The organism is Paenibacillus sp. A3M_27_13, assembly GCF_024213315.1.
Lineage (GTDB): Bacteria > Bacillota > Bacilli > Paenibacillales > Paenibacillaceae > Paenibacillus > Paenibacillus polymyxa_B.
Genome location: NZ_JANAVE010000001.1, coordinates 68834 through 92875, shown reverse-complemented (window position 1 = coordinate 92875; position 24042 = coordinate 68834). Strand labels below are relative to the sequence as shown.

19 protein-coding genes and 1 pseudogene are annotated in these 24042 nt (G+C 44.6%); 14 read left to right on the top strand and 6 right to left on the bottom strand.

Annotated elements, in window-relative coordinates; translation table 11 throughout:
- Positions 1 to 134: 134 nt before the first annotated feature.
- Entirely contained in the window at positions 135 to 1052 is a 918-nt protein-coding gene (locus NLX82_RS00345; protein ID WP_254347394.1) for an AraC family transcriptional regulator, read from the bottom strand.
- Between the two features lie 475 nt (positions 1053 to 1527).
- On the opposite strand from NLX82_RS00345, the gene NLX82_RS00340 reads away from it, so the two are divergent.
- The 10 genes from NLX82_RS00340 (at position 1528) to NLX82_RS00295 (ending at position 13189) form a co-directional block, all read left to right on the top strand.
- Positions 1528 to 2514: an aldo/keto reductase gene (locus tag NLX82_RS00340; RefSeq protein WP_193217084.1), complete on the top strand. Its 987-nt coding sequence runs from the start codon at positions 1528 to 1530 to the stop codon at positions 2512 to 2514.
- A gap of 461 nt (positions 2515 to 2975) precedes the next feature.
- Positions 2976 to 4031, top strand: coding sequence for a LacI family DNA-binding transcriptional regulator (locus NLX82_RS00335; protein ID WP_179085483.1), 1056 nt, complete (start codon positions 2976 to 2978; stop codon positions 4029 to 4031).
- A 52-nt stretch (positions 4032 to 4083) separates the two neighbouring features.
- A complete protein-coding gene (locus tag NLX82_RS00330) occupies positions 4084 to 5256 on the top strand; it encodes a Gfo/Idh/MocA family protein (protein ID WP_028541615.1) in 1173 nt (390 codons plus the stop codon).
- A gap of 35 nt (positions 5257 to 5291) precedes the next feature.
- Positions 5292 to 6020, top strand: a complete 729-nt coding sequence (locus tag NLX82_RS00325) for a ThuA domain-containing protein (protein ID WP_028541614.1) — start codon at positions 5292 to 5294, stop codon at positions 6018 to 6020.
- A 237-nt stretch (positions 6021 to 6257) separates the two neighbouring features.
- Entirely contained in the window at positions 6258 to 7364 is a 1107-nt protein-coding gene (locus NLX82_RS00320; protein ID WP_028541613.1) for a Gfo/Idh/MocA family protein, read from the top strand.
- Positions 7365 to 8111: 747 nt separating this feature from the next.
- Complete coding sequence (locus NLX82_RS00315) at positions 8112 to 9149, top strand: aldo/keto reductase (protein WP_023988822.1); 1038 nt, start codon at positions 8112 to 8114, stop codon at positions 9147 to 9149.
- A gap of 101 nt (positions 9150 to 9250) precedes the next feature.
- Positions 9251 to 9823, top strand: coding sequence for a TetR/AcrR family transcriptional regulator (locus NLX82_RS00310; RefSeq protein ID WP_023988821.1), 573 nt, complete (start codon positions 9251 to 9253; stop codon positions 9821 to 9823).
- 309 nt (positions 9824 to 10132) lie between these two features.
- Positions 10133 to 10885, top strand: coding sequence for an SDR family NAD(P)-dependent oxidoreductase (locus tag NLX82_RS00305; RefSeq protein WP_023988820.1), 753 nt, complete (start codon positions 10133 to 10135; stop codon positions 10883 to 10885).
- Positions 10886 to 10932: 47 nt separating this feature from the next.
- Entirely contained in the window at positions 10933 to 12012 is a 1080-nt protein-coding gene (locus NLX82_RS00300) for an alkene reductase (RefSeq protein ID WP_028541612.1), read from the top strand.
- Between the two features lie 178 nt (positions 12013 to 12190).
- Positions 12191 to 13189 (top strand): NADP-dependent oxidoreductase, encoded by a 999-nt coding sequence (locus NLX82_RS00295; RefSeq protein WP_028541611.1) that lies wholly within the window; start codon positions 12191 to 12193, stop codon positions 13187 to 13189.
- A 301-nt stretch (positions 13190 to 13490) separates the two neighbouring features.
- On the opposite strand, the gene NLX82_RS00290 is transcribed toward NLX82_RS00295, so the two are convergent.
- Positions 13491 to 15098, bottom strand: a complete 1608-nt coding sequence (locus tag NLX82_RS00290) for a mannitol dehydrogenase family protein (RefSeq protein WP_254347393.1) — start codon at positions 15096 to 15098, stop codon at positions 13491 to 13493.
- Positions 15099 to 16175 carry a mannonate dehydratase gene (gene uxuA, locus NLX82_RS00285; protein ID WP_028541609.1) on the bottom strand — a complete coding sequence of 359 codons (1077 nt, stop codon included), beginning with the start codon at positions 16173 to 16175 and terminating at the stop codon, positions 15099 to 15101.
- A gap of 160 nt (positions 16176 to 16335) precedes the next feature.
- Here uxuA and NLX82_RS00280 point away from each other — a divergent pair, with 160 nt between their 5' ends.
- The 3 genes from NLX82_RS00280 (at position 16336) to ppsA (ending at position 20663) form a co-directional block, all read left to right on the top strand.
- Entirely contained in the window at positions 16336 to 16989 is a 654-nt protein-coding gene (locus NLX82_RS00280; protein WP_028541608.1) for a GntR family transcriptional regulator, read from the top strand.
- 69 nt (positions 16990 to 17058) lie between these two features.
- Positions 17059 to 17430 carry a hypothetical protein gene (locus NLX82_RS00275; protein WP_254347392.1) on the top strand — a complete coding sequence of 124 codons (372 nt, stop codon included), beginning with the start codon at positions 17059 to 17061 and terminating at the stop codon, positions 17428 to 17430.
- A gap of 620 nt (positions 17431 to 18050) precedes the next feature.
- Entirely contained in the window at positions 18051 to 20663 is a 2613-nt protein-coding gene (gene ppsA, locus NLX82_RS00270; protein WP_254347391.1) for a phosphoenolpyruvate synthase, read from the top strand.
- Positions 20664 to 20932: 269 nt separating this feature from the next.
- Here ppsA and NLX82_RS00265 read toward each other — a convergent pair.
- Positions 20933 to 21373, bottom strand: a pseudogene (locus tag NLX82_RS00265) (LLM class flavin-dependent oxidoreductase); the annotation flags it as partial.
- A gap of 222 nt (positions 21374 to 21595) precedes the next feature.
- Between NLX82_RS00265 and NLX82_RS00260 the strand changes: the two are divergent.
- A complete protein-coding gene (locus NLX82_RS00260; RefSeq protein ID WP_025723218.1) occupies positions 21596 to 21817 on the top strand; it encodes a hypothetical protein in 222 nt (73 codons plus the stop codon).
- A gap of 129 nt (positions 21818 to 21946) precedes the next feature.
- Here the strand turns inward: NLX82_RS00260 and NLX82_RS00255 are convergent, their stop codons facing one another.
- Positions 21947 to 22360, bottom strand: coding sequence for a MerR family transcriptional regulator (locus NLX82_RS00255; protein WP_068938818.1), 414 nt, complete (start codon positions 22358 to 22360; stop codon positions 21947 to 21949).
- Between the two features lie 636 nt (positions 22361 to 22996).
- Positions 22997 to 23992, bottom strand: coding sequence for an aldo/keto reductase (locus NLX82_RS00245; RefSeq protein ID WP_071558693.1), 996 nt, complete (start codon positions 23990 to 23992; stop codon positions 22997 to 22999).
- Between the last annotated feature and the right edge of the window lie 50 nt (positions 23993 to 24042).

The following is a 24042-nucleotide window of genomic DNA, read 5'->3' as shown; positions in this document are numbered from 1 at the left end:
CGCCTAAATGATGTTGGGGAAGTCGGTGGTGTCCTCGTTTTATAGGAAATGACGCTGGAAGTTAAACGTATCATACCGAAAAAGAGACGGCCTAAGGTCGTCCTTTTTGCTTCTTCGCCGATCAGTCTAGATACTTAGTCATTCATGACCTGGTCGTATTTTTCCTTCAATCGCTTGATGTCCGCTCTCGGAGGAGCACCGAACATGCGGGAGTATTCGCGGCTGAATTGGGAGGAACTCTCGTAACCGACCCTGAAAGCGACGTCTGCGGCGTCCGCCGATTCAGCCAATAAGATGCGGCGAGCTTCCTGAAGTCTCAGCTGTTTTTGGAACTGAATTGGGCTCATGGCGGTTACCTCTTTAAAATGCCGATGGAACGAAGAAACACTCATGCTGGCGGTGTCTGCAAGATCTTCGATCCGAAAAGACTGGTCCCAATTTCGGACAATATGGTCGATAGCTTCCCGGATCCGATAGGTGCTGCTTCCTTCGACTGCAATCTGAGCCAATTCGACTCCATAGGGCCCCTGCAGCAACCTGTACAGAATCTCCCTCGTGTAAAGCGGGGCGAGAAATGGGATTTCTCCCAGGGTGTCCAGCAGACGGGCAAGCCTGAGCACGGCGTCCTGAATGGACGATTCCATTCGGCCGACGAACAGGGCACGCTTGGCATTATCTTTTGACGTGACCTTAATATCACAATCGTTCAGCACTTCAAGGATCTGGTTCTGTGTAAATTCGAGCTTAAGACTCAGGTAAGGAGAGTCAGTAGACGCTTTTATAATTTGACCGATCACAGGCAGATTCATGGAAGCGATCAGATAATTGGACGGTCCATATTCAAATCTCTCCTGTGCCAGCAAAATTTCTTTCAGACCTTGAACGACAACACAAAAAGAAGGCTTGTAAACCCGATAAGCGGGCTCAGTTATGCTGGAATGCTGATAGAAAAATAGGGAAGGGATCGCCGTTTCCTTGGCGCTATTCTGAAGCGAGTGACGCTCGATTAATTCGGTAAGCTCCTGTTGCTGTCGAATAAGGTTCTCGGACATTCAAATCCTCCTTGCAGGTTTGTCTGGTCCCATTATAAGACTTATCCGCCTGTAGCAACAGTAGCCGTAATAGGATTGGGCAATCATTTAAGACGAATGAGATATCGCTTCGCTTTTTCTGTTCGGCATAATAAGACTAAGCTCACAGAATCAAGCAAGGGGGGGAACAACGGAATAGCTGAAGCGGCTGAAGTGACAGAAGCCTCTAAACTACCGCAAGCATAACGACATTATCAAAGAACAAGTTTAAAAAAGGGAGGAGATGAATTATTTGAATCGTTGGTTTAGGAACTTATTGGTTCAAAGGCTTATCACATTAATAGAGTTTGAAGAGCATGAATGTTTCAAAAAATTATATAATAGTTCTCTTGATAGGATCGTAAGCCAATTAACTAAAGAAAAATAATGAACATTTATCATTACCCACCCTCCTACTGGATAAAGAAAAAATGATATTAAGAAAGGAAGAGGTATGTTGGAAAAGCGTAAATTGGGAAATAGCGGTCTGGAAGTTTCCGCAATCGGACTTGGATGCATGGGAATGAGTTACGGTTATGGGCCGGCTTCGGACCAAAAGGAAATGATCTCGGTCATTCGGAAAGCAGTCGAGCGCGGCGTGACTTTCTTTGATACCGCCGAAGTATACGGACCCTACACGAATGAAGAACTCTTGGGCGAAGCTCTTCTTCCTGTTCGAGATCAAGTCGTGATTGCCACGAAGTTCGGCTTCAATATCCAGGATGGCAAGCAGTCCGGAATGAACAGTCGCCCTGAGCATATCAAGAAAGTTGCCGAAGAATCGCTTAGACGGCTCAAGATTGAAGCCATCGACCTGTACTATCAGCACCGAGTCGATCCAGATGTGCCGATCGAAGAGGTAGCGGGAGCTGTGCAAGATCTGATCCGGGAAGGAAAGGTGAAGCACTGGGGATTGTCTGAAGCAGGAGTGAAGACCATTCGTCGTGCACACGCGGTTCAGCCACTCACTGCAATTCAGAGCGAATATTCCCTGTGGTGGAGACGCCCCGAAGAGGAACTCCTCCCTGCCCTAGAAGAGCTCGGTATTGGCTTCGTTCCGTTCAGTCCTTTGGGCAAGGGCTACCTGACGGGAAGTTTTAACGCAAACACGACATTCAACCATGACGATTTGCGCAGTATTCTTCCACGTTTTACTCCAGAAGCGCTGGAGGCCAATCAGGTGTTGGTCGACCTGCTTAAAGAGATGGCTGAGCAGTTAAAAGCAACGCCAGCCCAAATCGCACTCGCCTGGCTGCTAGCCCAGAAGTCGTGGATCGTTCCGATCCCGGGCACACGGAAATTAAGCCGTCTGGAAGAAAATCTAGGCGCAGTGGACATTAAGCTCACATCCGAAGATGTGCGCAATATTAACAGCGCAGCCTCGCAGATCACTTTGATGGGCGCCAGATATACGGAGGAACTGGAGAGAAGAACGGGTCTTTAATCTAATTCTTCAAGTCATATCCCAATCATGAGGAAATCTCTTTTGTTAAAGTAAATAATTAGATGAGAAATCGTATTTCTCCGCAATATTAAAATTCTGTCCCGCCTTGTGAGGCGGGGTGAGTATAAGTCCAATGTTCATTAACTCGCTGCTGGTAAAATAGCATTAAAATCATCCCAAAAATCGAAATAGCGGCAGTCATGGACGAGGAAATAAAGTCCTAGAACTGCCGCTATTTTATTGAACTTTCGTATCCGTTAGCGCAATAGTTAATAAACATTTATTTGTTCGCGGCACCGACTGCTGGGGCTGGGATATTCCGTTCAATCTGCTGGCAAGCAGGGATCGCGAGACAATGTCCTTTTAGTAGAGAAATGAGCTTATTCATCTTTGAAGCACACTTTTTGGGATTGACAGAGGTATGGCTGCATGAGAAAATGTACGCGCGTACATAAAATGATTTGGAGGTGGGTAATATCGTTTCGCGCAAGGAAGTAGCAGAACTTTCCGGCGTGTCTGAAGCGACGGTATCCCGGGTCTTAAATGCAGTAGGTCCTATCAAAGAGGATACGCGGAGAAGGGTTCTGGACGCAGCTAATCAGCTTGGATATGTTCCTAGTGCGCTGGCCCGTAACTTTGCCCGAAGCAAGAGTGGCCATCTTGGTGTGGTTATGCCTTATGTCCCGAAGGCGCACCTGTTCTCAGCCTATTTTTTCTCTGAGATGCTGAGCGGTATCGGAAACAAGGCCAGAGACAGCGGACTCGATCTGCTTCTATTGTTCCGGAAGCCGGGGGAACGGATTGATTACAGTAGTCTTTTCCGCCAGCAAAGGATCGATACCTGTATCATCCTTGGAGCCAGGGATGACCACGATGAGGTGGAAGCTCTAAAGAGACTTCAGGAAGAAGGGCGTCCATTCTGCGTCATGAATCACCATTTTGAAGGGCAATCGTTCTGTGAAGTGGATGCAGACCATGTAGAAGGCAGCCGAGCGGCTGTAAGTCACCTCATCGAGCAGGGATACAAACGGATTGCCTTTCTCAACGGCCCGGATATCTATTCCAATAGTACTGAGCGAATGAAGGGTTACCGTACCGCGCTTCAGGAGGCCGGTATTGAATATGACCACGATCTGCTTCTGGAAGGTAACTACAGCCGTCGAAGCGGGCTCGAAGCCTCAGCCACAATAGCAGACAAATTGAATGATATTGATGCCGTATTTGCGGCGAACGACCGGATGGCCCTCGGGGTAATGCAGGGTCTCCGTGAGCGCGGACTGCCAGTTGACCGGTTCCCAGCGTTTGTAGGCTATGACGATTCGGATGCGGCTGAGATGGCTGTTCCGCCGCTAAGCAGTGTCCGCGTTCCTTTTTATGAGATGGGAGAGCTTGCAGCCTCGAAGCTTATACCCGATTCTCTGGACCTTATTCCAGCCCTGGAACTGACCGGGTCCGACTCGATAAGAGAACTCCTGTCCACAGAGCTGATTATCAGGGCGTCATCCATTCGTCCATAACACCAATCGTCAAAAACTCGTTGAAACTCAGACCCATAAGGAGGATCACGACATGTCTAATCGTCTTCGTATCGGAATGGTTGGCTACAAATTTATGGGCAAGGCTCACAGCAACGCTTACCGTAGTCTACCCATGTTCTTCCCAGATGCCCCGCTGCAGCCAGAGATGTCCGTTATCTGTGGACGCAACGCGCAGGGGGTTCAGGCGGCTGCCCGCCAGTTCGGCTGGACCGAAAGTGTTACGGATTGGCGTGACCTAGTGAAACGTAACGATATTGATCTCATTGATATTAACGCCCCGAGTAATGCCCATAAGGAAATTGTCGTTGAGGCTGCCCTCCAGGGCAAGCATCTGTTCTGTGAGAAGCCGCTTGCGCTCTCGCTGGCGGATTCCCGTGACATGCTGCAGGTAGCAGAGGAAGCAGGGGTCAGACATATGGTAGGCTTCAACTACCGCTTTTCTCCGGCTGTCCAGCTGGCAAAGCAGCTAGTCGAGAGCGGTCGCCTAGGCAAAATTTATCATTTCCGTGCTTTCTTCCTTCAAGACTGGATCATGGACCCGTCCTTCCCGCTGGTATGGCGGCTGCAAAAAGAAGTGGCCGGTTCTGGCTCTCATGGTGATCTTGGCGCCCATCTGATTGATCTCGCTCGCTTCTTGGTCGGCGAGTTCCATGAAGTGATCGGCATGAGCGAGACATTCATCAAACAGCGCCCGTTGGCTTTGGAGATGAGCGGGTTGAGCTCCAAAAGGAGCGCTGAAGCAAATGCTCCGATGGGAGAAGTGACAGTCGATGATGCCACGCTGTTCCTGGCACGCTTCGCCGGAGGTGCGCTGGGCAGCTTCGAGGCCACACGTTTTGCTGCCGGACATCGGAGCACAAATTCATTCGAGATCAACGGTAGCCTAGGCAGCGTGCGGTTTGACTTTGAACGAATGAACGAACTGGAAGTGTATTTCACACAGGATAAGGAGGACGTTCAGGGCTTTCGCCGCGTACTCGCCACCGATCCGGCACATAAGTACTCTGAAGCCTGGTGGCCTGCAGGACATACAATTGGATTCGAGCATACCTTCACCCACGAGATGCTTGAGATGTTGAGGGCCATCTCCGAAGGACGACAACCTTCGCCGAACTTCCACGACGGTGTCGCTTGTCAGGCTGTGCTTGAAGCGGTAGAACGCTCCATAGAGGAACGCCGCTGGGTATCCATTGAAGAAATGTAGTATAACAATACATTCCGAAAGGTGAGTGGTTACAGATGCGCAAGGCACTGATTGTATGGGGTGGATGGAACGGACATGAGCCGGAGCAGGTGGCTGCCATTTTTGAACGCATTTTGAAGGAAGAGCAGTTCGAGGTGGAGGTGTCTAATACCCTTGAAGCCTACCAGGATGCAGAGAAACTGCTTGACCTGGACTTAATCGTTCCAATGTGGACCATGGGACAGATTGAGCAGGAACTAGTCAATAATGTCTCAGCAGCCGTTCAAAGCGGCGTAGGTCTCACAGGCTGCCATGGCGGCATGTGTGATGCCTTCCGGAACAACGTGGATTGGCAGTTCATGACAGGCGGGCAATGGGTTGCGCATCCCGGCAATGACGGGGTGGAGTACATGGTGAACATGAAGCGCGGCTCCAGCCCACTTCTAGAGCACATTGAGGATTTTCAGGTCAAAAGCGAGCAGTATTACCTCCACGTAGACCCGGCAGTTGAAGTGCTGGCAACCACACGCTTCCCGGTCGTACCAGGTCCCCATTCAGCCAATGGGCCAGTGGATATGCCTGTTGTATGGACGAAGCGCTGGGGGAACGGACGCGTCTTCTACAATTCGCTGGGCCATCACGCAGAAATCATAGATATGCCTCAAGTGACCGAGATGATGCGCAGCGGGTTTCTATGGGCAGCCGCAGGCAAACAGGCGGTGGCCACCCAGGGCAGCTCGCTGGCAGAGGCTTATACAGGCATGACAGACAACCAGCAGCGTTAGCGTGGACCGGATGAATTGGTAGTACCTCTGGCAAAGAGTTTGACCACCTGAACTCACCATGGTCAGAAAGGGACAGAGCACAGAAGGAGAACAGACAACACGGACAGTAATACCGTTAGGCGTGTGCCCTTATGCAATGAAGTCCTGATTGAATTCGTATTGCCAGTCTCTAATAGTATCCGATGAAATAAAAGAATGCCATTATCCATTTTTTCTGAAGAAGAAGGGAGTCCAGGCATGAACAAAATGAAAGTAGGCATTATCGGGTGTGGTAAAATTAGCGGAATTTACATGGAAAATTGCCATCGTTTCGACATTCTGGAGCTGTACGCAGTAGCGGATCTGGACCAAGGTCGGGCAGAGGAGCAGGCAGTAGCGTTTAACGTTCCGAATGTATATTCGGTAGATGAGATTTTGGCTGATCCGGAGATCGAACTCATTATTAATTTGACCATTCCGGGCGTTCACGCTGACGTTTGTCTCAGAGCTCTTGAGGCAGGCAAGCATGTTTATGTGGAGAAGCCACTTGCCGTCACCCGTGAGCAAGGGCAGGCTGTCTTGGATCTTGCTCATCAAAAGGGACTGCTTGTCGGCTGCGCACCGGAGACCTTCTTCGGTTCCGGTATACAGACATCATTGAAGCTGATTGAAGACGGAGTCATTGGGAGTCCGGTAGCCGCTACGGCTTTCATGATGAGCCGTGGACATGAACATTGGCATCCTGATCCTGAATTTTATTATGCAGTCGGCGGCGGTCCAATGTTTGATATGGGCCCCTATTATTTGACGGCTCTGGTGCAATTGCTTGGTCCGATTGCTACCATTTCAGGCATGACAAGCAAGGCGATGGATCAACGAATGATTACGAGCGAGAAAAAGAGAGGCCAGACCATCCCCGTCGATATACCGACCCATGTGGCCGGATTGCTGCGCTTCAAGCAGGGGGCTGTCGGCACGCTAATTACCAGCTTTGACATCTTTGGTGGAAGCACTCTGCCACCGATCGAGGTATACGGCACTCATGGCACGTTACAGGTGCCTGACCCGAACACGTTCGGAGGGCCAGTTCGCTATAGGGTGCTAGGCGGGCAAGAATGGACAGACGTTCCGCTGTTGTCGGGCTACCAGGAGAACACAAGGGGCATCGGTGTTGCCGATATGGCCTACGCTATCCGCAGCGGACGGCCTCACCGCGCCAGTGGTGAATTGGCCTATCATGTGCTAGAGGCGATGTGGGCGTTCCACGATTCCTCCGATCAGCAGACCTTCTATCCAATGCAAAGCACATGTCTGCGTCCGGCGGCTTTACCGGAAAACCTGCCTTCGTACACGTTAGATACGTAAACAAAGGTCGGCCTAGTGCTAGTCAGCAGCATTCAAAAATTACAAGACTGGAGGGCATGTCCCAAAAGTCAGTTTTTGTTTTTTTACATTCCGCTTTGAATGTTCATTTCTATTGAAAAGAAGACTCCAGCTCCGTTTTGACCGCGGCTTTGGAGTCTTCTCAGTTCAATTTTCGGGAAATTTGACAGAGCGAGAAGTTGTGGAAGTCCTTTCATAAAGGATTATAGAGCAAAGACTAAAAGAGGAAAGACAAAGCAAAGTAACCGTCATAGGTACGTCGGATAAGAAAAGCTCACGTGTGCATTCAATCGGTAATGAGAGGGTTCACTTGGTAACCTAGCTTTAAACTGACGAGGAGTCATTAATCGAAAATATGATGAACTGAAACGGATTTTCTTTACGCACAATTGGGACTGCCTTAGTGCCGAACAGTTAGATCGAACGAAGAACATTTTCTCCGCTACATTTTCCGGATCGCCGTCATACAGACAGCCATTCAATTTGCATTCTTCATCGATCATCTCTGGCGTGGTCGGTTTATGCTCCCAAAAGACCTGATCTTAATTTCGGTCATAAAATCATTCTTTACCGATCGTTCTAAATATGTTATATTGTTGGCGTGGGAGGAATACACGGATAAGAAGCCAAGAGTTATGAGGAGTGGTGTGAGATCTTGCCGTGGAGTTCTTCTACGAATATTAGAATGATCATTCTAATTATAGCAGATTGAGAAGGGATGGATTGAACATGGAATATCGTGTATTAGGAAATACAGGCCTTAAAATAAGCAGTTTTGTATTAGGTACAGGTACTTTTGGTTTTTGGGGGAACAATACGGAGAAAGAAGCTGCAGTCATGTTGGATGAGGCTTTGGCTGGAGGCATTAATCTGATCGATACAGCGGATGTCTATTCAAGTGGTCAATCCGAAGAAATTCTGGGTCACATCCTAAAAGGACGCAGACAGGATGTTATTCTGGCCACGAAAGGCGGAATGCCCATGGGCAGTGGGCTTAATCAATCCGGTAACTCGAAATATTGGATTAAGCGTGCAGTAGAGGGTAGCTTGAGAAGGTTGCAAACGGACTATATCGATTTGTATCAACTACATCAGCCGGATCTCCATACTGACATTGAAGAGAGTCTTGACGCACTTACGGACCTGGTTCGTGAAGGGAAGATTCGCTATATTGGTACATCCAATTTTCAGGCATGGCAAGTGACCGAAGCACAATGGACTAGCGAACGCAAAAATACCGCACGCTTTGTATCCGAGCAAGCCCCGTATTCCATATTGAATCGAAGTATCGAATTCGATTTGCTTGCTGCAACCGCAAAATACGGAATGGGTGTAATGGTTTGGAGCCCACTTTCGGGTGGTCTACTAACGGGAAAATACCGCTCGGGAGAAGCTGTTGCCCCAGATTCAAGAGCAGCAAGTTCTCTAGGGAAACTTTCAACTGTTGTAGATCCGAATCGAGAAGAAAATCGCATCAAGTTCGAAGCCGTTGCTAAGCTCCAAACCCTTGCAGGTGAAGCAGGATTAACTTTGCCTCATCTTGCCATGGCATTTACACAAGCTCATTCGTCAATTACTTCTGCTATAGTGGGGGCAAGAACAATTGAGCAACTTCGTGAAACGTTAAAAGGCAGCGACATCCGATTAAGCACTGATATCCTGGATGCGATAGATGCTATCGTTCCGCCAGGAGTAACCCTGGATGCCCTGGAAAAAGGCTGGACGCCTGATTGGTTACAAGCAGACAAACGAAGAATCCTGGGTTAAATATGTAAGACAGACCTCATACCTGTAATGTATTCACTTATTTTAAATCTAGTTTGCCGATCCTTCACTAAATTGTATAATGATTATTCGAGGTGATGACGATGGCAAGATCAAAAGAATTTGAAGTTAATGAAGTATTAGATAAAGCAATACACCTATTTTGGGCACAAGGATATGAGAAAACTTCAATGCAAGATTTGGTTGAGTTTATGGGCATTCACCGAAGAAGTATCTATGATACCTTTGGGGATAAGCATGCCTTATTTATGAAAGCTCTCGAACGATATGAAACGAAGCAGACCAGCAAAATGAGGTTTCTGATTGAAAAACAAAAACCGATCAAAGAATTAATTCGGGAGTTGTTTGAGGCGACAGTAAGAAATGAAGGAGAACCTCTAGGGTGTTTTCTCGTGAATTCAGGCGTGGAACTCGGCGTGTTGGATCCAGAAGTTGCATCCTTAGTTGATGAGAGTTATTCGCGAACTGAGGAACTCTTGACTAACCTTGTTCTGAAGGGTCAACAATCGGGTGAGTTCAAGAATGACTTGGATCCTGTAGTTATTTCTCATTATTTAATGAATGCGTGGTTGGGGCTACGTACGTTGGTTAAGACAACAACGGATCAGCAAAAATTAAAGAATATTATTGATATGACACTGACCGCTTTGGATTAAAAGTGGAATTACAGCATGACAGGCAAAAGGAGTCACCTAAATGGAGGACTGTTTGTTTCCTTGATACAAGTTTTTTCTTGTCCCTCTAACGAAAGAAAGAACTTGTATCTCATGCCTCACACAAGTCAAAGAATACCGCTCCAAAATTAAAATTCTTAGCCACAAAAAAATTCTTTACTGTTCGTTCTAAAATTGATATGCTAATAGCAAGTTAGATCTAACTGTTTTTATTCCAATAAGAATGATCGTTCTAAAATCGTCTTTAAAACTCATTTATACTAATCTGCATGTTATGAAGGAGAGAATATTATGAAGTATACAGTTATCACAGGAGCAAGCTCAGGGATTGGATATGAAACGGCATTGGGCTTTGCTGCACGTGGCAAAAACTTAATCTTGGTAGCTAGAAGATTGGATAAATTAGAAGAACTTAAATCAGCAATTCAGGATATTGATCCTACTGTAAATGTTATTGTTCATACAAGTGATCTGTCTGTTACAGATCAGGCCTACACACTATATAACAATTTAAAGGAATACCAAATTGAGACCTGGATTAACAATGCGGGGCTCGGTGAAGCTTCTTTTGTAGCAGAACAGAATTTAGATAAAGTTGAAACTATGTTACGTGTTAACATCGAATCCTTGACGATCCTTTCTACACTATATGTGCGAGATTATGCTGATGTAGAAGGAACTCAGTTAATTAACGTCTCATCCGCACTCGGATATGCCATTGCTGTTGGGAGTGTTGCTTATTCTGCATCTAAATATTACGTTAGTGCCTTCACAGAAGGGCTTGCAAAAGAACTAGAAATGAAAGGTGCAAAACTAAAAGCTAAGGTTTTAGCACCAGCTATAACAGAAACGGAATTCGTTAAGAAATCATTAGATACTGAAGAATTTGATTACAAAGCAAACATGCCTAAGTACCACACTGCCAAACAAATGGCGGACTTCATGTTGGATCTTTATGATAGCAACGAGGTGGTAGGGATTGTAGACCAGAACTATGATTTCAACCTGAGAGGCCAAATCTATCCAATCATTTCAGAATTTTAAATTCAATTCATATATCCTTGAATACATTAAAAGAGGAGAGTATCCGAATGAAAAAATTGTGGAGTAAAACAAACATTGGAACAATGGAATTACCTCATCGTTTAGCAATGGCACCAATGACACGTAGTAGATCGCAAGAAGATGGTACACCGGGAGAGCTAACTTCCCTTTATTATGCTCAACGAGCGTCAATGGGACTCATTATTACTGAGGGTGTACAGCCTTCTGATGATGGGCAAGGTTACTTATGGTCACCTGGGATCTATACGGATAAACATATCGAAGGATGGAAAAAGGTTACAGATGCAGTGCATAAAGCAGGTGGATATATGTATATCCAATTAATGCATGCTGGTCGCATGTCGCACCCTGATAATACACCACATCATCGCCAACCTGTTGCGCCATCTGCAATCGCGCCCGGTGTAGAAATGTTTACTGCTAAAGGTATGCAGGACATTCCCGTTCCTCGTGAGTTAAGTGAAGAGGACATTCAAACGACCATTGCTGATTTCCGGAAAGCAGCAGCAGCGGCTATTAAAGCAGGTGCGGATGGCGTTGAAATTCATGGAGCCAATGGTTATCTGATTAATCAATTTATCGGAGAAAACTCGAATACACGGACAGATGGATACGGGGGATCTATAGAAAATCGTGCTCGCTTCGCGATTGAAGTAACGAAAGCCATAGTCGAAGAAATTGGAGCAGAAAGAACAGGCTTCCGTATCTCGCCAGGGACACCTCTTGGTGGGATTCAAGATGGTGAACAAGGTCCTGAACTTTATCGTTATCTTGTAAAAGAATTAGCTAAATTGGATTTAGCTTACCTTCATGTCATGCATCTTGGAAACGAAAAACTGCTCCAAGACATTCGCTCAATCTGGACGAATCCTTTGTTAGTCAATCGTGCTGGACGAGCTCTGGAGGATCTTAGCGTGGATATAGATCGTGGCCTTGCTGATCTGGTGCCTGTTGGTGTATGGTCATTAGCCAATCCGGATTTAGTGGAACGACTTCAAAAAGGTGCGCCGTTGAACGAAGCAGATCCGACAACATTCTTTGGTCTGGGAAGCAAAGGTTACACGGATTATCCTACGATGGAAGAATTAGAATCCCAAGAAGGGTAACAATAGTGAATATGGTAAATCATGGCGTGCGACTGAAAGTTGTACGCCATGATTTATCTACTCTACCTTGATTTTATTAGCCAAGAACTGAATATTTATTTTGATCCACCTACACTCGTAACTAGTGATTGCATTCATGGTGTGCTACCCCAAAATTAGCAAAGGAAGAGGATGAATCATGAGAGCAGCACAAATACAGAAATATTCAAAAAAAATCCAAGTGGAATTAAATGATGTTAACATACCACAGATCAATAGCCATGAGGTTCTTGTCAAAGTAAAAGCTGCAGGTGTAAATCCACTGGACATTCTTAATCTGAATGGCAGTGTTCGGATGATTGCTGACTATAAGTTGCCATTAACTTTAGGGAATGAACTATCTGGCATTATTGAAGCCGTTGGTGATGATGTTTTGAATTTTAAGGTTGGTGACCCTGTTTATACGAGGTTGCCGCTTAATAAAATCGGTGCTTTTGCTGAGTATGCGGCCGTAAATGAAGATGCTTTATCCATCATACCTGAAAATCTATCTTTTATTGAAGCTGCTGCGGTACCCCTTACTGCCTTGACTGCTTATCAAGCATTGCACGATGTACTCCATGCCCAGCCGAATAGAAAGCTATTCATTCCTGGAGGAACCGGAGGATTTGGCGCTATGGCAATTCCCATTGCCAAATCAATGGGATTACATGTTATTACAAGTGGAAGTGAAAGAGGCAGATCACGTACACTGTCGATCGGGGCTGATCAATTCATAAATTATAAGGCAGAGAATTATGCTAACATACTGTCCGATATCGATTATGTGATCGACACCTTGGGTGCCAAAGAGATCAAAGCTGAACTGGGCATTTTAAAACCACAAGGGAAATTGGTATCATTGAAAGCCGGACCTAATTATCGCTTTGCGGTTGACAATCATTTTCCGTTGTGGAAAAAAGCATTGTTTGGTCTAGTGGGTGCTCGCTTAGATTCTTTAGCACGTAAGAATCAAAATGAATATCGCTTTTTATTTGTGCAAGCCAATGGAAGTCAATTACAAGAAATCACTAAACTTGTTGAAAAAGAAAATATCAAGCCCTCTATAGATTCAACTTATACGTTTGGGGACATTAACAAGGCGCTGATTAAAGTGTCGATGGGCCACTCTCAAGGCAAAGTGATTGTGACCTTCTAAATAATAAGCAACTTATGTGATGTTGCTTGCGTGTTCTGAGAATAAACAAATTATACTGTAGGCCGAAGTAAGCACATCTAATATTATAGACGCCGTTCCGAGATGACCTAAATAAACGATTATTGCTGGAAACGTAACAACAGGTGAAGCGACACGGGATTTAATATTACTTTGTGAATCCAAAAAAGGGGAGAAGAACAGATACTTAGTCATGTGGATGTTGATTATTTAAAAAATTGGTTCTCATTAACACAATCCCCTGACCAAAGTTTCTGGTAGGGGGATTGCGTTAATGTAAGTTCTAGTTCACATACTTCTCTATCGTGCTTCGGACTGCACCAGGACCTGCCAGCATCTCATGAAACATGGCTTCAATCTTGTCGCCCAGACCAATCTCATATAATCGGACACCGAACAGTTTGTCATCCTCGAGGAGGCAGCGAACCTCGGAGGTCTGATCGCCCAGCTTCGTATTCTGCAAATATCCCTGTAATGTATCTAGTAACGGGTCCGGACTGAGTATGAAGGGTGCTCCTTGATCATCCACTCCCAGCAAATAGCGACACCAGATCGCAATGGTCAAGGGAATAGCAGTCAAGTTCGCAGGATCAAGTCCTGATGTGCTAGCATAAGACTTTATGGTTTCACCAAAACGGATGCTCATCTTTTGAGAGGTATCTGTTGCAATCCGCTGAGGCGTATCCGGAATATAGGGATTGGCGAAGCGTTCCTGCAATACCTCGTCAATAAATGGTTTCGGTTGGATAATAACGGGATCAACTACAACAGGCAAACCTTCCTTGTAGCCAATGGTTTCCACCAGACGACGCAATGTGTGATCCCTCATTTCATCTGCAATAAGCTCATATCCAAGCAGACACCCAGCTAGGGCCAGCGCTGTATGCAGCGGATTGAGACAGGTAGTGACTTTCATCTTCTCCACTTTGTCCACCGTATCCCGATTCGTGAAGATGATGCCAGCTTCCTCCAGTGCAGGTCTCCCGTTCGTAAACTTGTCTTCAATGACCAAATACTCGCTAATCTCAGCATTGACAAAGGGAGCCGTATACGTATGCCTTGAGGTAACGATCATCTCCATGTCGGCTAACCCCAGCCCCCGAAGAGCAGACTGTACTTGCAAGGAAGGGCGGGGAGTAATTTTGTCAATCATGGTCAGGGGGAAGGTTATTTTCTCCTCATTCTGCAGATAGTCTGCAAATCCTTCCTCTACCAGGCCTCTGCGAGTCCACTCCTTGGCGATAGCAATCATACTATCCTTTAACAGATCGCCGTTATGGGAGCAATTATCCATGCTCACAAAGGTCATTGGATGCCGCCCCTTCAGGTAACGCCGATAGGCAAGCGAAGTAGCTATGCTCATCACATGCACTGGCTGTTCAGGACCATTCGTCAAATCCCTCTCCACAACAGCCAGATACTTGCCGTCGGGCCCGGTCAGGGCGTATCCTTTTTCCGTGACAGTAAAGCTGGCCATCTGCAGGGACGGATTCTCAAATATTTCAATCAGACGGAGGTAGTCGTCTGGACGATTTTGCTCTGCTGCGAGTCCCTCAACGATGCTTGCGACCACGCTCTTGTGAAATCTTCCGTCAGCACTCATCAACACCAGTAAGGTTAGATTGTCATAAGGCTTATAGACTTTGTCGATCATTTCAAAATCAAAGGCTTCGGCCGCAATAATACCTGTATCCGCTTTCAATTTATTCAGCAGTTGTTGCTGCGCGTTGGCTATCAACCCTCGAAAAATATTGCCTGCGCCGAAATGCACCCATTGTGGTCTAACTCGGGTGTTATTGGCTACAAGCTCCAGATCATATTTTGGCAGCTCGATGCCTGCTGCTCCCCAGGCCGCCTTTTCTGAAAGGCCTTTCCGGTCAAGTTGGAGCATTTATTTCACTCCTTTGCCTTGAGCGAGACTATCCCAGACACCCAGCAAGTACATAACTCCCAGTGCACGGTCATACAAACCGTAGCCTGGCCGACAATTCTTTTCTTCCCCCCATAGATGTCTGCCGTGATCAGGGCGTACATATCCCTGATAGCCGTTCTCGTAATAAGCTCTAACTACTTCCGGAACATCGACGCTTCCGTCCTTACCGCGGTGTGACACTTCAATAAAGTCGCCATTCTCAAACACCTTGACATTACGAATATGAGCAAAATGAATACGATTATGAAACTCCCGAATCATGGCTGGCAAATCATTCTCAGGATTGCTCCCCAGTGAGCCTGTGCAGAAGGTTAGACCATTATATGGGCTGTTCACTGCATCTAGGATGCGCTGGATGGTCTCACGACTACGGACAATTCTCGGCAATCCGAAGATGGGCCATGCCGGATCATCAGGATGAATGGCCATCTTGATGTCAACCTCCTCGCAGACCGGGATGATGCGCTCAAGAAAATACTTCAGGTTGCCAAACAACTTGTCTTCTGTGACATCCGCGTAAGCAGCAAAAAGTTCATCCAGTCTCGCCAACCGCTCCGGTTCCCAGCCAGGCATGGTGAACTTTCCGGCTCCCTCGAGAATCCGATCCACCATTTGGCGTGGATCATCGGTAATGGCAGCCTTTTCATAAAAGAGGGCGTTGGACCCATCAGGCAGTTCCTTATACAGTTCCGTTCTTGTCCAGTCAAAGACAGGCATAAAGTTATAGCAAATCACCTTGACTCCCACTTTGGCTAATTTTCGAATGGTGTCGATATAAATGTCAATATATTGATCGCGGGATGGCAGGCCGATTTTGATATCATCGTGGACATTTACACTTTCTACGACCGCCGTACTAAAGCCCTTGCTCGTAATCTGATCAGCTACCTCCTGAATTCGCTCCATTTCCCATACTTCACCGGCTACCTTATCATGTAAAGACCAGACAATGCCCATAACTCCCGGAATTTGCCGGATATGATCCAGTGTAATATTGTCGTTGTTTTCACCATACCATCTCCAGGTCATATTCATAACGATACCCTCCCTGATTGTATTTCGTTTGTCTTGTATACAAGATTGAGTTGATCATAAATTATAGGGTTTGTTCTTGTCAATGATAATTTCAGAGGGGTTCGTCAGCTCAAAATGCTTTATAATATAACTAGATTTATAAAGTAAAGGTAGGAATGATATGTTTACAAAAGAAGAAATCATGCAACTGTTGAAAAAAGATATTTTGTCACTGACCTTAAAGCCGGGTACTCTTCTCAGTGAGACGACCTTGTCAGAACGCTTCCAGCTGTCCAGAACTCCGCTACGCGATGTATTGAAGTGGCTTGCGCTTGAGTCCTACATTGATATTTATCCCAAGAAGGGGAACATTGTGTCCTATATTGATCTAGAGTCCGTTGAACAAATTATTTACTTAAGAAGCGCATTGGAAAAGGAGATTATGAAGGAGCTTTCTTCGCAAATTACATTAAGCGATGTACAGAAGTTGAGTGATATTCTAGACAGACAGAGAGCTGTGATTGAAGAAGATCATGCTACGGATCAATTTCTCAGTCTGGATGATCAGTTTCACCAAACCATGTTCCAATTGGTGGGACGGGGGTTTCTTTGGCAGCTCATTCAGCAGTCGAATGTTCACTATATCAGATATCGCAAGCTGCATATGCTGGAAACAGGGAAGCTGATGGGCATCTGGCATGAGCACCAAGCTATGCTTGAATACATGCTGAATAAGGAAACAACCAAAATGGATGATCTGGTTCATCATCATCTCAGAGAGGATATCCATTCGCTCGATTTTCTCCGGAAGTTCGCTGATTATATCAAGAAATAAGGCAGCTAGCTCAAATTAACATGTATGAATTTTAAAGTAGTGGGTAATTCATGGAGGCTGTTCTACAAGTTGAATATGTCGGTGATAGAGCGAGTAATAAACGCGAGACTGCAGCAAATTTATGGGCGGAAACGTGCCGGCCTGTGTCATTCCATTTTTGCTCGTGAGCATTGTTATTTACCGTCAGGCGGTGGTCAAACTGGAGGAATCCTCACAGGAGTTTGCAGCCTTGTATACATGTTTCAGGCCCCGAAGCAAACGGATATTAAGCAGTGGAAAAAGGTGGAGCTACTATATCAACAAGGATACGCTTACCCCTGCGGCTGCGGCGGCCCCGGGTACAGACCCTCCCGGCTGTCGGAGGTACCTGAATTTCTGGAGATACAGCGAACGTTTGAGAATAAGAGAGAGGCGCTGCTGTACCGACTTTTGCAGAGCTAGTTGACGCGGGCTTATAACAAACGTAAGTGAAAGTAAATTTGGCAATTGGAACAAACATATCCTGGATATATTAATACATATCATAGTGTTTCACAGTAAGTGTAAGCCAGGAATAGAGAATGAAATAAATTATCTTCTTTTTAGTTATCATAAAGAAGAGCCTATAGAATCACATGTGAGATGAAGTGAATTATAGAAACTTTCATGCTTTCCCATTTTCCCAAGTGCAAAGATGAACATGCCCGAAAAAAAATATAAGAGGTTCACTATACGCGCTTCGTTCGCTGAACTAACGGGCAGGTTAGCTCAATAAGAACCCGACGCAACTTCAGGGTTTCCTTAGGCTACGTAGGAGCGATAGGGAACTATGCAGTAACTGAGTTCGGCTCGAGCCATGGTTTTTGATGTGACTAATGATAGCGGAAAATCAAAAAAGAACCTGGATAGTTTTATCAGGTTCTTTTATATTGCATATAAAACAGACACGATGATATAATCAGATTACGACTTCGTAAATTTTTAGGGACATAATTATTACATCCTACAATTTAACTTTACCATGCCGCTAAACTCTTGTCAAATGTTTTTTTTCTCAATTTAATAGTTAGGAGAGATATTGAATGAGTTCTTTGGTTCTCGGTTTTCAGGAAATGGAAAAAACGCAGTTTTTGCTGGTTGGCGGAAAAGGGTTAAATTTAGGGGAATTATCAAAAATTGAAGGAATACCTGTACCAGAAGGTTTTTGTGTTACAACAGTGGGGTATCAAAAAGCCATCGAACAAAAAGAAACGTATTATGCATTGTTGGACCGACTAACAAGGCTAAAAGCAGAAGAACGAGCTCAAATTGGTGAAATCAGCAGGCAGATTCGACAAATGATTATGGAAGTAGAAGTTCCTTCCGATGTTGTGGAAGCAGTTACTCACTATCTCTCCCGGTTTGGAGAGGAACATGCTTACGCAGTGCGTTCTAGTGCGACTGCTGAAGATTTACCACATGCCTCTTTTGCTGGTCAACAAGACACCTATTTAAATATCATTGGCAAAGAAGCAATCTTGCAGCATATCAGCAAATGTTGGGCTTCCCTATTTACGGATCGCGCGGTTATCTACCGTATGCAAAATGGATTTGACCACAGTCAAGTTTATTTATCCGTTATCGTTCAAAGGATGGTTTTCCCTCAGGCTTCAGGAATTTTATTTACCGCTGACCCGATTACATCCAACCGGAAACTGCTATCCATCGATGCCAGTTTTGGACTTGGAGAAGCACTGGTCTCTGGCTTGGTCTCTGCCGATTGTTATAAAGTACAGGAAGGGGAAATCGTCGATAAGAGGATAGCAACCAAAAAATTGGCTATCTATGGACGAAGAGAAGGCGGAACAGAGACCCGGCAGATCGATCCCGATCAGCAAAAGACTCAAACCCTTACTGAACAACAAATTTTACAACTGGCACGCATGGGAAGACAGATCGAAGCTTATTTTGGCTATCCACAAGATATCGAATGGTGTTTGGCCCATGATACTTTTTATATTGTCCAGAGTCGTCCAATCACGACTTTATACCCGATCCCTGAAGCAAATGATCAGGAAAATCACGTTTATGTATCTGTCGGTCATCAACAAATGATGACTGACCCGATAAAACCATTGGGATTGTCTTTTTACCTGTTAATAACTCCTGCACCCATGCGTATAGCCGGTGGAAGGTTGTTTGTTGATGTTACACATATGCTGGCTTCACCTGTCAGTAGAGAAACTTTCTTAAATACCCTGGGACAATCTGATCCGCTCATAAAAGACGCATTTATGACCCTAATAGAGCGAGATTTTATAAAATCGTTACCAGATGATAGAACAGAACAGAGTCCCGGTAATAGCAGTAAAGGTAGGTCGTCTGCAGGTTTTCAAGCACAAATCGAAAACGATCCGGCAATCGTTTCTGATTTGATTAAGAACAGTCAAACATCGATAGAAGAATTAAAACAAAACATCCAAACGAAATCAGGAGCAGATTTATTTGATTTTATTCTGGAAGATCTCCAAGAATTAAAGAAGATCTTATTTGACCCACAAAGTTCAAAGGTTTTTATGACTGCTATGGATGCTTCGTCATGGATCAATGAAAAAATGTACGAGTGGTTAGGTGAAAAAAACGCAGCAGATACGCTTTCTCAATCTGTACCAAACAACATTACTTCGGAAATGGGTCTGGCGCTGTTGGATGTCGCAGATGCGATTCGTCCTTATCCGGAGGTAATTGATTATTTACAACATGTAAAAGATGATAATTTTTTGGATGAAATGGTTAAGTTGGATGGTGGACAGGAAACTCAAGACGCTATCTATGCTTATCTCAACAAATACGGAATGCGATGTGCCGGTGAAATCGATATTTCGAGAACTCGTTGGAGTGAAAAACCAATTATACTTGTCCCCATGATTCTCAGTAATATCAAAAACTTTGAGCCTAATGCTGGCAATTGGAAATTTGAGCAGGGGCGACAGGAGGCTTTGAAAAAAGAACAAGAGTTATTAGATCGATTGAAGCAATTACCGGATGGTGAACAAAAAGCCAAAGAAACAAAACGGATGATCGATCTGATCAGGAATTTTATCGGTTATCGTGAATATCCTAAATACGGCATGGTTAATCGCTACTTCGTTTATAAGCAGGCTTTACTAAAAGAAGCCGAACAACTCGTACAAGCTGGCATTATTCACGAAAAAGAAGATATATACGATCTCACTTTTGAAGAACTTCACGAAGTCGTACGCACAAATAAACTGGATTATCAGATCATCAGTAAACGAAAAGACGATTACAAATTATATGAAAAACTAACCCCCCCGCGTGTAATCACGTCTGATGGTGAAATCATTGCGGGTGAGTACAAACGAGAAAATCTCCCAGCTGAAGCGATTGTAGGGCTGCCTGTTTCTACCGGAGTTATAGAGGGACGAGCACGTGTCATCTTAAACATGGAAGATGCTGATTTGGAAGATGGAGATATATTAGTCACCGCCTTTACTGCCCCCAGCTGGACACCATTGTTTGTATCCATAAAAGGCCTAGTCACCGAAGTTGGTGGACTGATGACTCATGGAGCCGTTATCGCACGTGAATATGGCTTACCCGCTATTGTCGGAGTGGAAAATGCTACCAAGCTGATAAAAGATGGGCAACGAATTCGTGTGCATGGAACAGAAGGGTATATCGAAATATTGTAATGGCTGAATACGCTAAGTAATAGCCTCTGTCATAATGGACGGCATTAAATGCAACCTGTCATGGATAAAAGGGCGGTTATCCTGTTCGTCCTTTTATCCATGACACAAAATGATTTATACATAGCTGACCCGATAATCTAAATCTCTTGTCCTTTACGGGAATAGGTACAAGTACTTTTCCTCGACTTGAGACAAGAACTTGTACCGTTAGAACAAAAAATCCGCTAAAATAGCGGCTTTTAATGTCTTGTTCTCGACAGTATCGGGTGTTAAATACCCAAATGTGCCCTCAGAGTCGAACCTGCATATTCGCTTCTGAACAAGCCTCTTTCAACCAACTGCGGCATCAGTTTTTCAAAAAATATTTTCATAGATTCTTCTGAACCGCCTGGAAGAGCTATAAATCCGTCAATAGCCCCAGCCTCAAACCGCTCAATAATATCGTTCAATACGTCCTCAACTGTTCCAACGGAAACCCAATGAGCAGATCCGACGACCTCGGGTCTTGCCAACACATCTTCCACTGTAGGCTGATGATTTATAATATACCGGCGCAAAAGCTCAGCATGTGTCCGGCTACGGACTGGGTGATTCGGATCGGGAAGCATATCGGCAGTTACGCGATGTTCCAAAGCAAAGCTGCTTAAATCAAGGCCAAGCACTGACTTGAGCAGTGCATGTCTGCGCTCCATACTCAAATGCGCATGTGCTCAGTAGCAGCTTCAAATAAGAAATGTTGAAATGCGTATTTCAGGTGGTAGAATACTTAAGGATATAAGCCTATACAACGAAATTAACTCAGATGAACTCTCCTAATTTGAATAGATTTCAAATAGTTGAAATGGCCTGATTCTACTTTCAATTGTTTTCAAGAATAAAAAAAGAATTTTTCAGAAGTTTTCTTTAACTTTTGGCCAAGAAAATTTTATGATATGTTTGATGACAAACATTCGCTGTTTTTGCAGGCAATGGATCGTTACAGAGGTAAGGTCAGCAACACTTTACTCGCAGAAATTAAAGCGTCCAAGACAGCAGTGGAAGCACTGTATAAAATTTTCGAAGTTATGATCAGTGAGGTAGAGGACACGCCATCAGGTTACTTAATCGTAAACTCTGCGGTGGAGCTGGGCGCACTGAAGCTTTTGGAAACATGATGCAGCTACTTCTACAAGTAATAGAATGAGCATTCCTGAAGTGCTATTCAATATGGTGAGCAGAGACTTACCAAAAAAGTAGCTTGGAATCCGTTAAAGGATTTCAAGCTACTTTTTTTGTGCGTGCCATCAATTGGTGAGGGCATTTTCTATCGATTTAATTTTGTGAATCTCTTCGGTTCCAACTTCCAAAGCAGTTTCGTAGTAAGAACATTTGTGCTCAAAGACTTCCATGGTTCTTCGTAGTTCCTCCATTTGTCCTTCCACAATAGCTTTTCGCTCCGTAAACATGTCATATCTTTGCTTCAGTGTGGAGTCCCCTTCAGAACACCATTCAACGAAGTCCTTAATGTCTTTAATAGACACCCCAGTCAGTTTCAGACATTGAATGATCTTAAGAAAGTCAATGTCGGAGTCTTTGAACAAGCGTGTTCCGCTCGTGGTACGTTCTACAAAAGGCATGAGTCCTTCCTTGTCGTAGTAACGCAATGTATATACCGTAAGGTCTAATTTTTTAGCAACTTCACTGATTGAATAGGTCATGTACAATGAATTCCTTTCTACTAGGAGTATACTTCGGGTTAACTCTAGGATTGATCCGAGTGAATTCTACCATGCTATAAATGCATGTCAAAGTGCATCGAAGATAAAAAATAAGATAAACATTTGACCTAGAGTTAACTAGAGGGGGGCGCTTGAATTATCCATTCGTTCCTGGACACGAGATTGCCGCGATTGTAACGGATGTATGAACCCTTCTGGGGTGAAATGTGATAACTGCCTCAAAGGAAATATTCCTATCTACGATGGGGCAGACATTTACGGTGAGCCTACACAAGGTGGATAGTTCTACCCATATATGATCTCTACACACACTGGCCGTAAAGAGTACAATGGTTAATCAAAAACGAAGAAGCCCATAAAGCGAATGATTGCAGATGCATTCAAGGGTATTCGCGCAAAGAAACTTTTTGTCCTTTCGGCGTGATCTTAGCAGCAGTACTTTCCCACGTAGATTACTGAAAAGCATCGAAAACATACACTAGAAATTATAGGTTTATTCAACAGAGCGATATAGAGTTTTAAGTGGTCAATTAAAAAAGCAGTTGACTATGAAGAAATTCTAGTCAACTGCTTTTTTATTTTATATTTAAATTTAGTATTCTATAAACAAAATTATCAATCTCTTGTGAAATTCTCCAACACTCCAGCTGGATACCGGCTACCGGCTGATCCGTGTGGAAGGATCTCTTTGATACGTTGAAGATCAGCTTCTGTAAGATTGACGTTAGCAGCAGCAACGTTTTGCTCAACTCGCTTAGCACTTCGTGTACCCGGGATCGGAACGATATCTTCTCCCTGGGCGAGAATCCAAGCCAGTGCCAATTCGGCTACAGAAATACCTTTGTTAGAAGCCAGTTCATTAAGTTGTTCTGTTGCTCGTAGATTGTAGATATAATTTTCGCCTTGCCAGCGCTCGTCGTAACGGCGCATATCGTCTTCCGCGTACTCTTGGGCTGGTTTAACTGCACCTGTCAGGAACCCTCTGCCTAAAGGAGCGTAAGGCACTAAACCTATGCCTAATTCATTCAAAGTCTCTCGTATATTGTTTTCCTCAATCTCGCGTTCAAATATGGAGTATTCAGTTTGAAGCATAGAAACCGGAGTAACAGCGTGAGCTTGACGAATTGTTTTTGAACCGGTGTTACTTAAACCGAAATATTTAACTTTGCCTTCTTTGATAAGATCTCCAACGACCCCAGCTACTTCCTCGATAGGAACATCAGGATCAGGGATATGCTGATAGAACACATCAATGTAATCAGTCTGCAGATAGCGAAGACTGTTCTCAGCTACCTTACGAATATTTTCTGGCCGGCTGTTAAAACGTGTTCCAATCTGCTCGGCCGTCATATCAAAACCGAATTTGGTAGCTAGTACTACCTTTTCACGAAAATCCTTTACAGCTTTACCCAGCAACTGTTCATTGTGACCATTTCCATATCCATATAATTCTGCTGTATCAAAAAAGTTAACTCCAAGCTCATAAGCTCGACGAATAGTTGCTATTGCTTCATCTTCATTTGAAGGACCGTATGCCATTGTCATCCCCATAGTACCTAAACCAATAGAAGAAACTTTTAAACCTTGTTGACCAAGACTTCGAGTTTGCATTTTTGTTCCTCCTTAAATAATTTTATCACCGAAGTGTTTAAAGCCTAGAT

What these genes read in the sequence shown, in the direction of transcription:
- NLX82_RS00345 (WP_254347394.1), bottom strand. Translation starts at nt 1,052, where the DNA reads ATGTCCGAGAACCTTATTCGACAGCAACAGGAGCTTACCGAATTAATC.
- NLX82_RS00330 (WP_028541615.1), top strand. Translation starts at nt 4,084, where the DNA reads ATGTCTAATCGTCTTCGTATCGGAATGGTTGGCTACAAATTTATGGGC.
- NLX82_RS00325 (WP_028541614.1), top strand. Translation starts at nt 5,292, where the DNA reads ATGCGCAAGGCACTGATTGTATGGGGTGGATGGAACGGACATGAGCCG.
- NLX82_RS00320 (WP_028541613.1), top strand. Translation starts at nt 6,258, where the DNA reads ATGAACAAAATGAAAGTAGGCATTATCGGGTGTGGTAAAATTAGCGGA.
- NLX82_RS00315 (WP_023988822.1), top strand. Translation starts at nt 8,112, where the DNA reads ATGGAATATCGTGTATTAGGAAATACAGGCCTTAAAATAAGCAGTTTT.
- NLX82_RS00310 (WP_023988821.1), top strand. Translation starts at nt 9,251, where the DNA reads ATGGCAAGATCAAAAGAATTTGAAGTTAATGAAGTATTAGATAAAGCA.
- NLX82_RS00305 (WP_023988820.1), top strand. Translation starts at nt 10,133, where the DNA reads ATGAAGTATACAGTTATCACAGGAGCAAGCTCAGGGATTGGATATGAA.
- NLX82_RS00300 (WP_028541612.1), top strand. Translation starts at nt 10,933, where the DNA reads ATGAAAAAATTGTGGAGTAAAACAAACATTGGAACAATGGAATTACCT.
- NLX82_RS00295 (WP_028541611.1), top strand. Translation starts at nt 12,191, where the DNA reads ATGAGAGCAGCACAAATACAGAAATATTCAAAAAAAATCCAAGTGGAA.
- NLX82_RS00290 (WP_254347393.1), bottom strand. Translation starts at nt 15,098, where the DNA reads ATGCTCCAACTTGACCGGAAAGGCCTTTCAGAAAAGGCGGCCTGGGGA.
- uxuA (WP_028541609.1), bottom strand. Translation starts at nt 16,175, where the DNA reads ATGAATATGACCTGGAGATGGTATGGTGAAAACAACGACAATATTACA.
- NLX82_RS00280 (WP_028541608.1), top strand. Translation starts at nt 16,336, where the DNA reads ATGTTTACAAAAGAAGAAATCATGCAACTGTTGAAAAAAGATATTTTG.
- ppsA (WP_254347391.1), top strand. Translation starts at nt 18,051, where the DNA reads ATGAGTTCTTTGGTTCTCGGTTTTCAGGAAATGGAAAAAACGCAGTTT.
- NLX82_RS00260 (WP_025723218.1), top strand. Translation starts at nt 21,596, where the DNA reads ATGTTTGATGACAAACATTCGCTGTTTTTGCAGGCAATGGATCGTTAC.
- NLX82_RS00255 (WP_068938818.1), bottom strand. Translation starts at nt 22,360, where the DNA reads ATGACCTATTCAATCAGTGAAGTTGCTAAAAAATTAGACCTTACGGTA.
- NLX82_RS00245 (WP_071558693.1), bottom strand. Translation starts at nt 23,992, where the DNA reads ATGCAAACTCGAAGTCTTGGTCAACAAGGTTTAAAAGTTTCTTCTATT.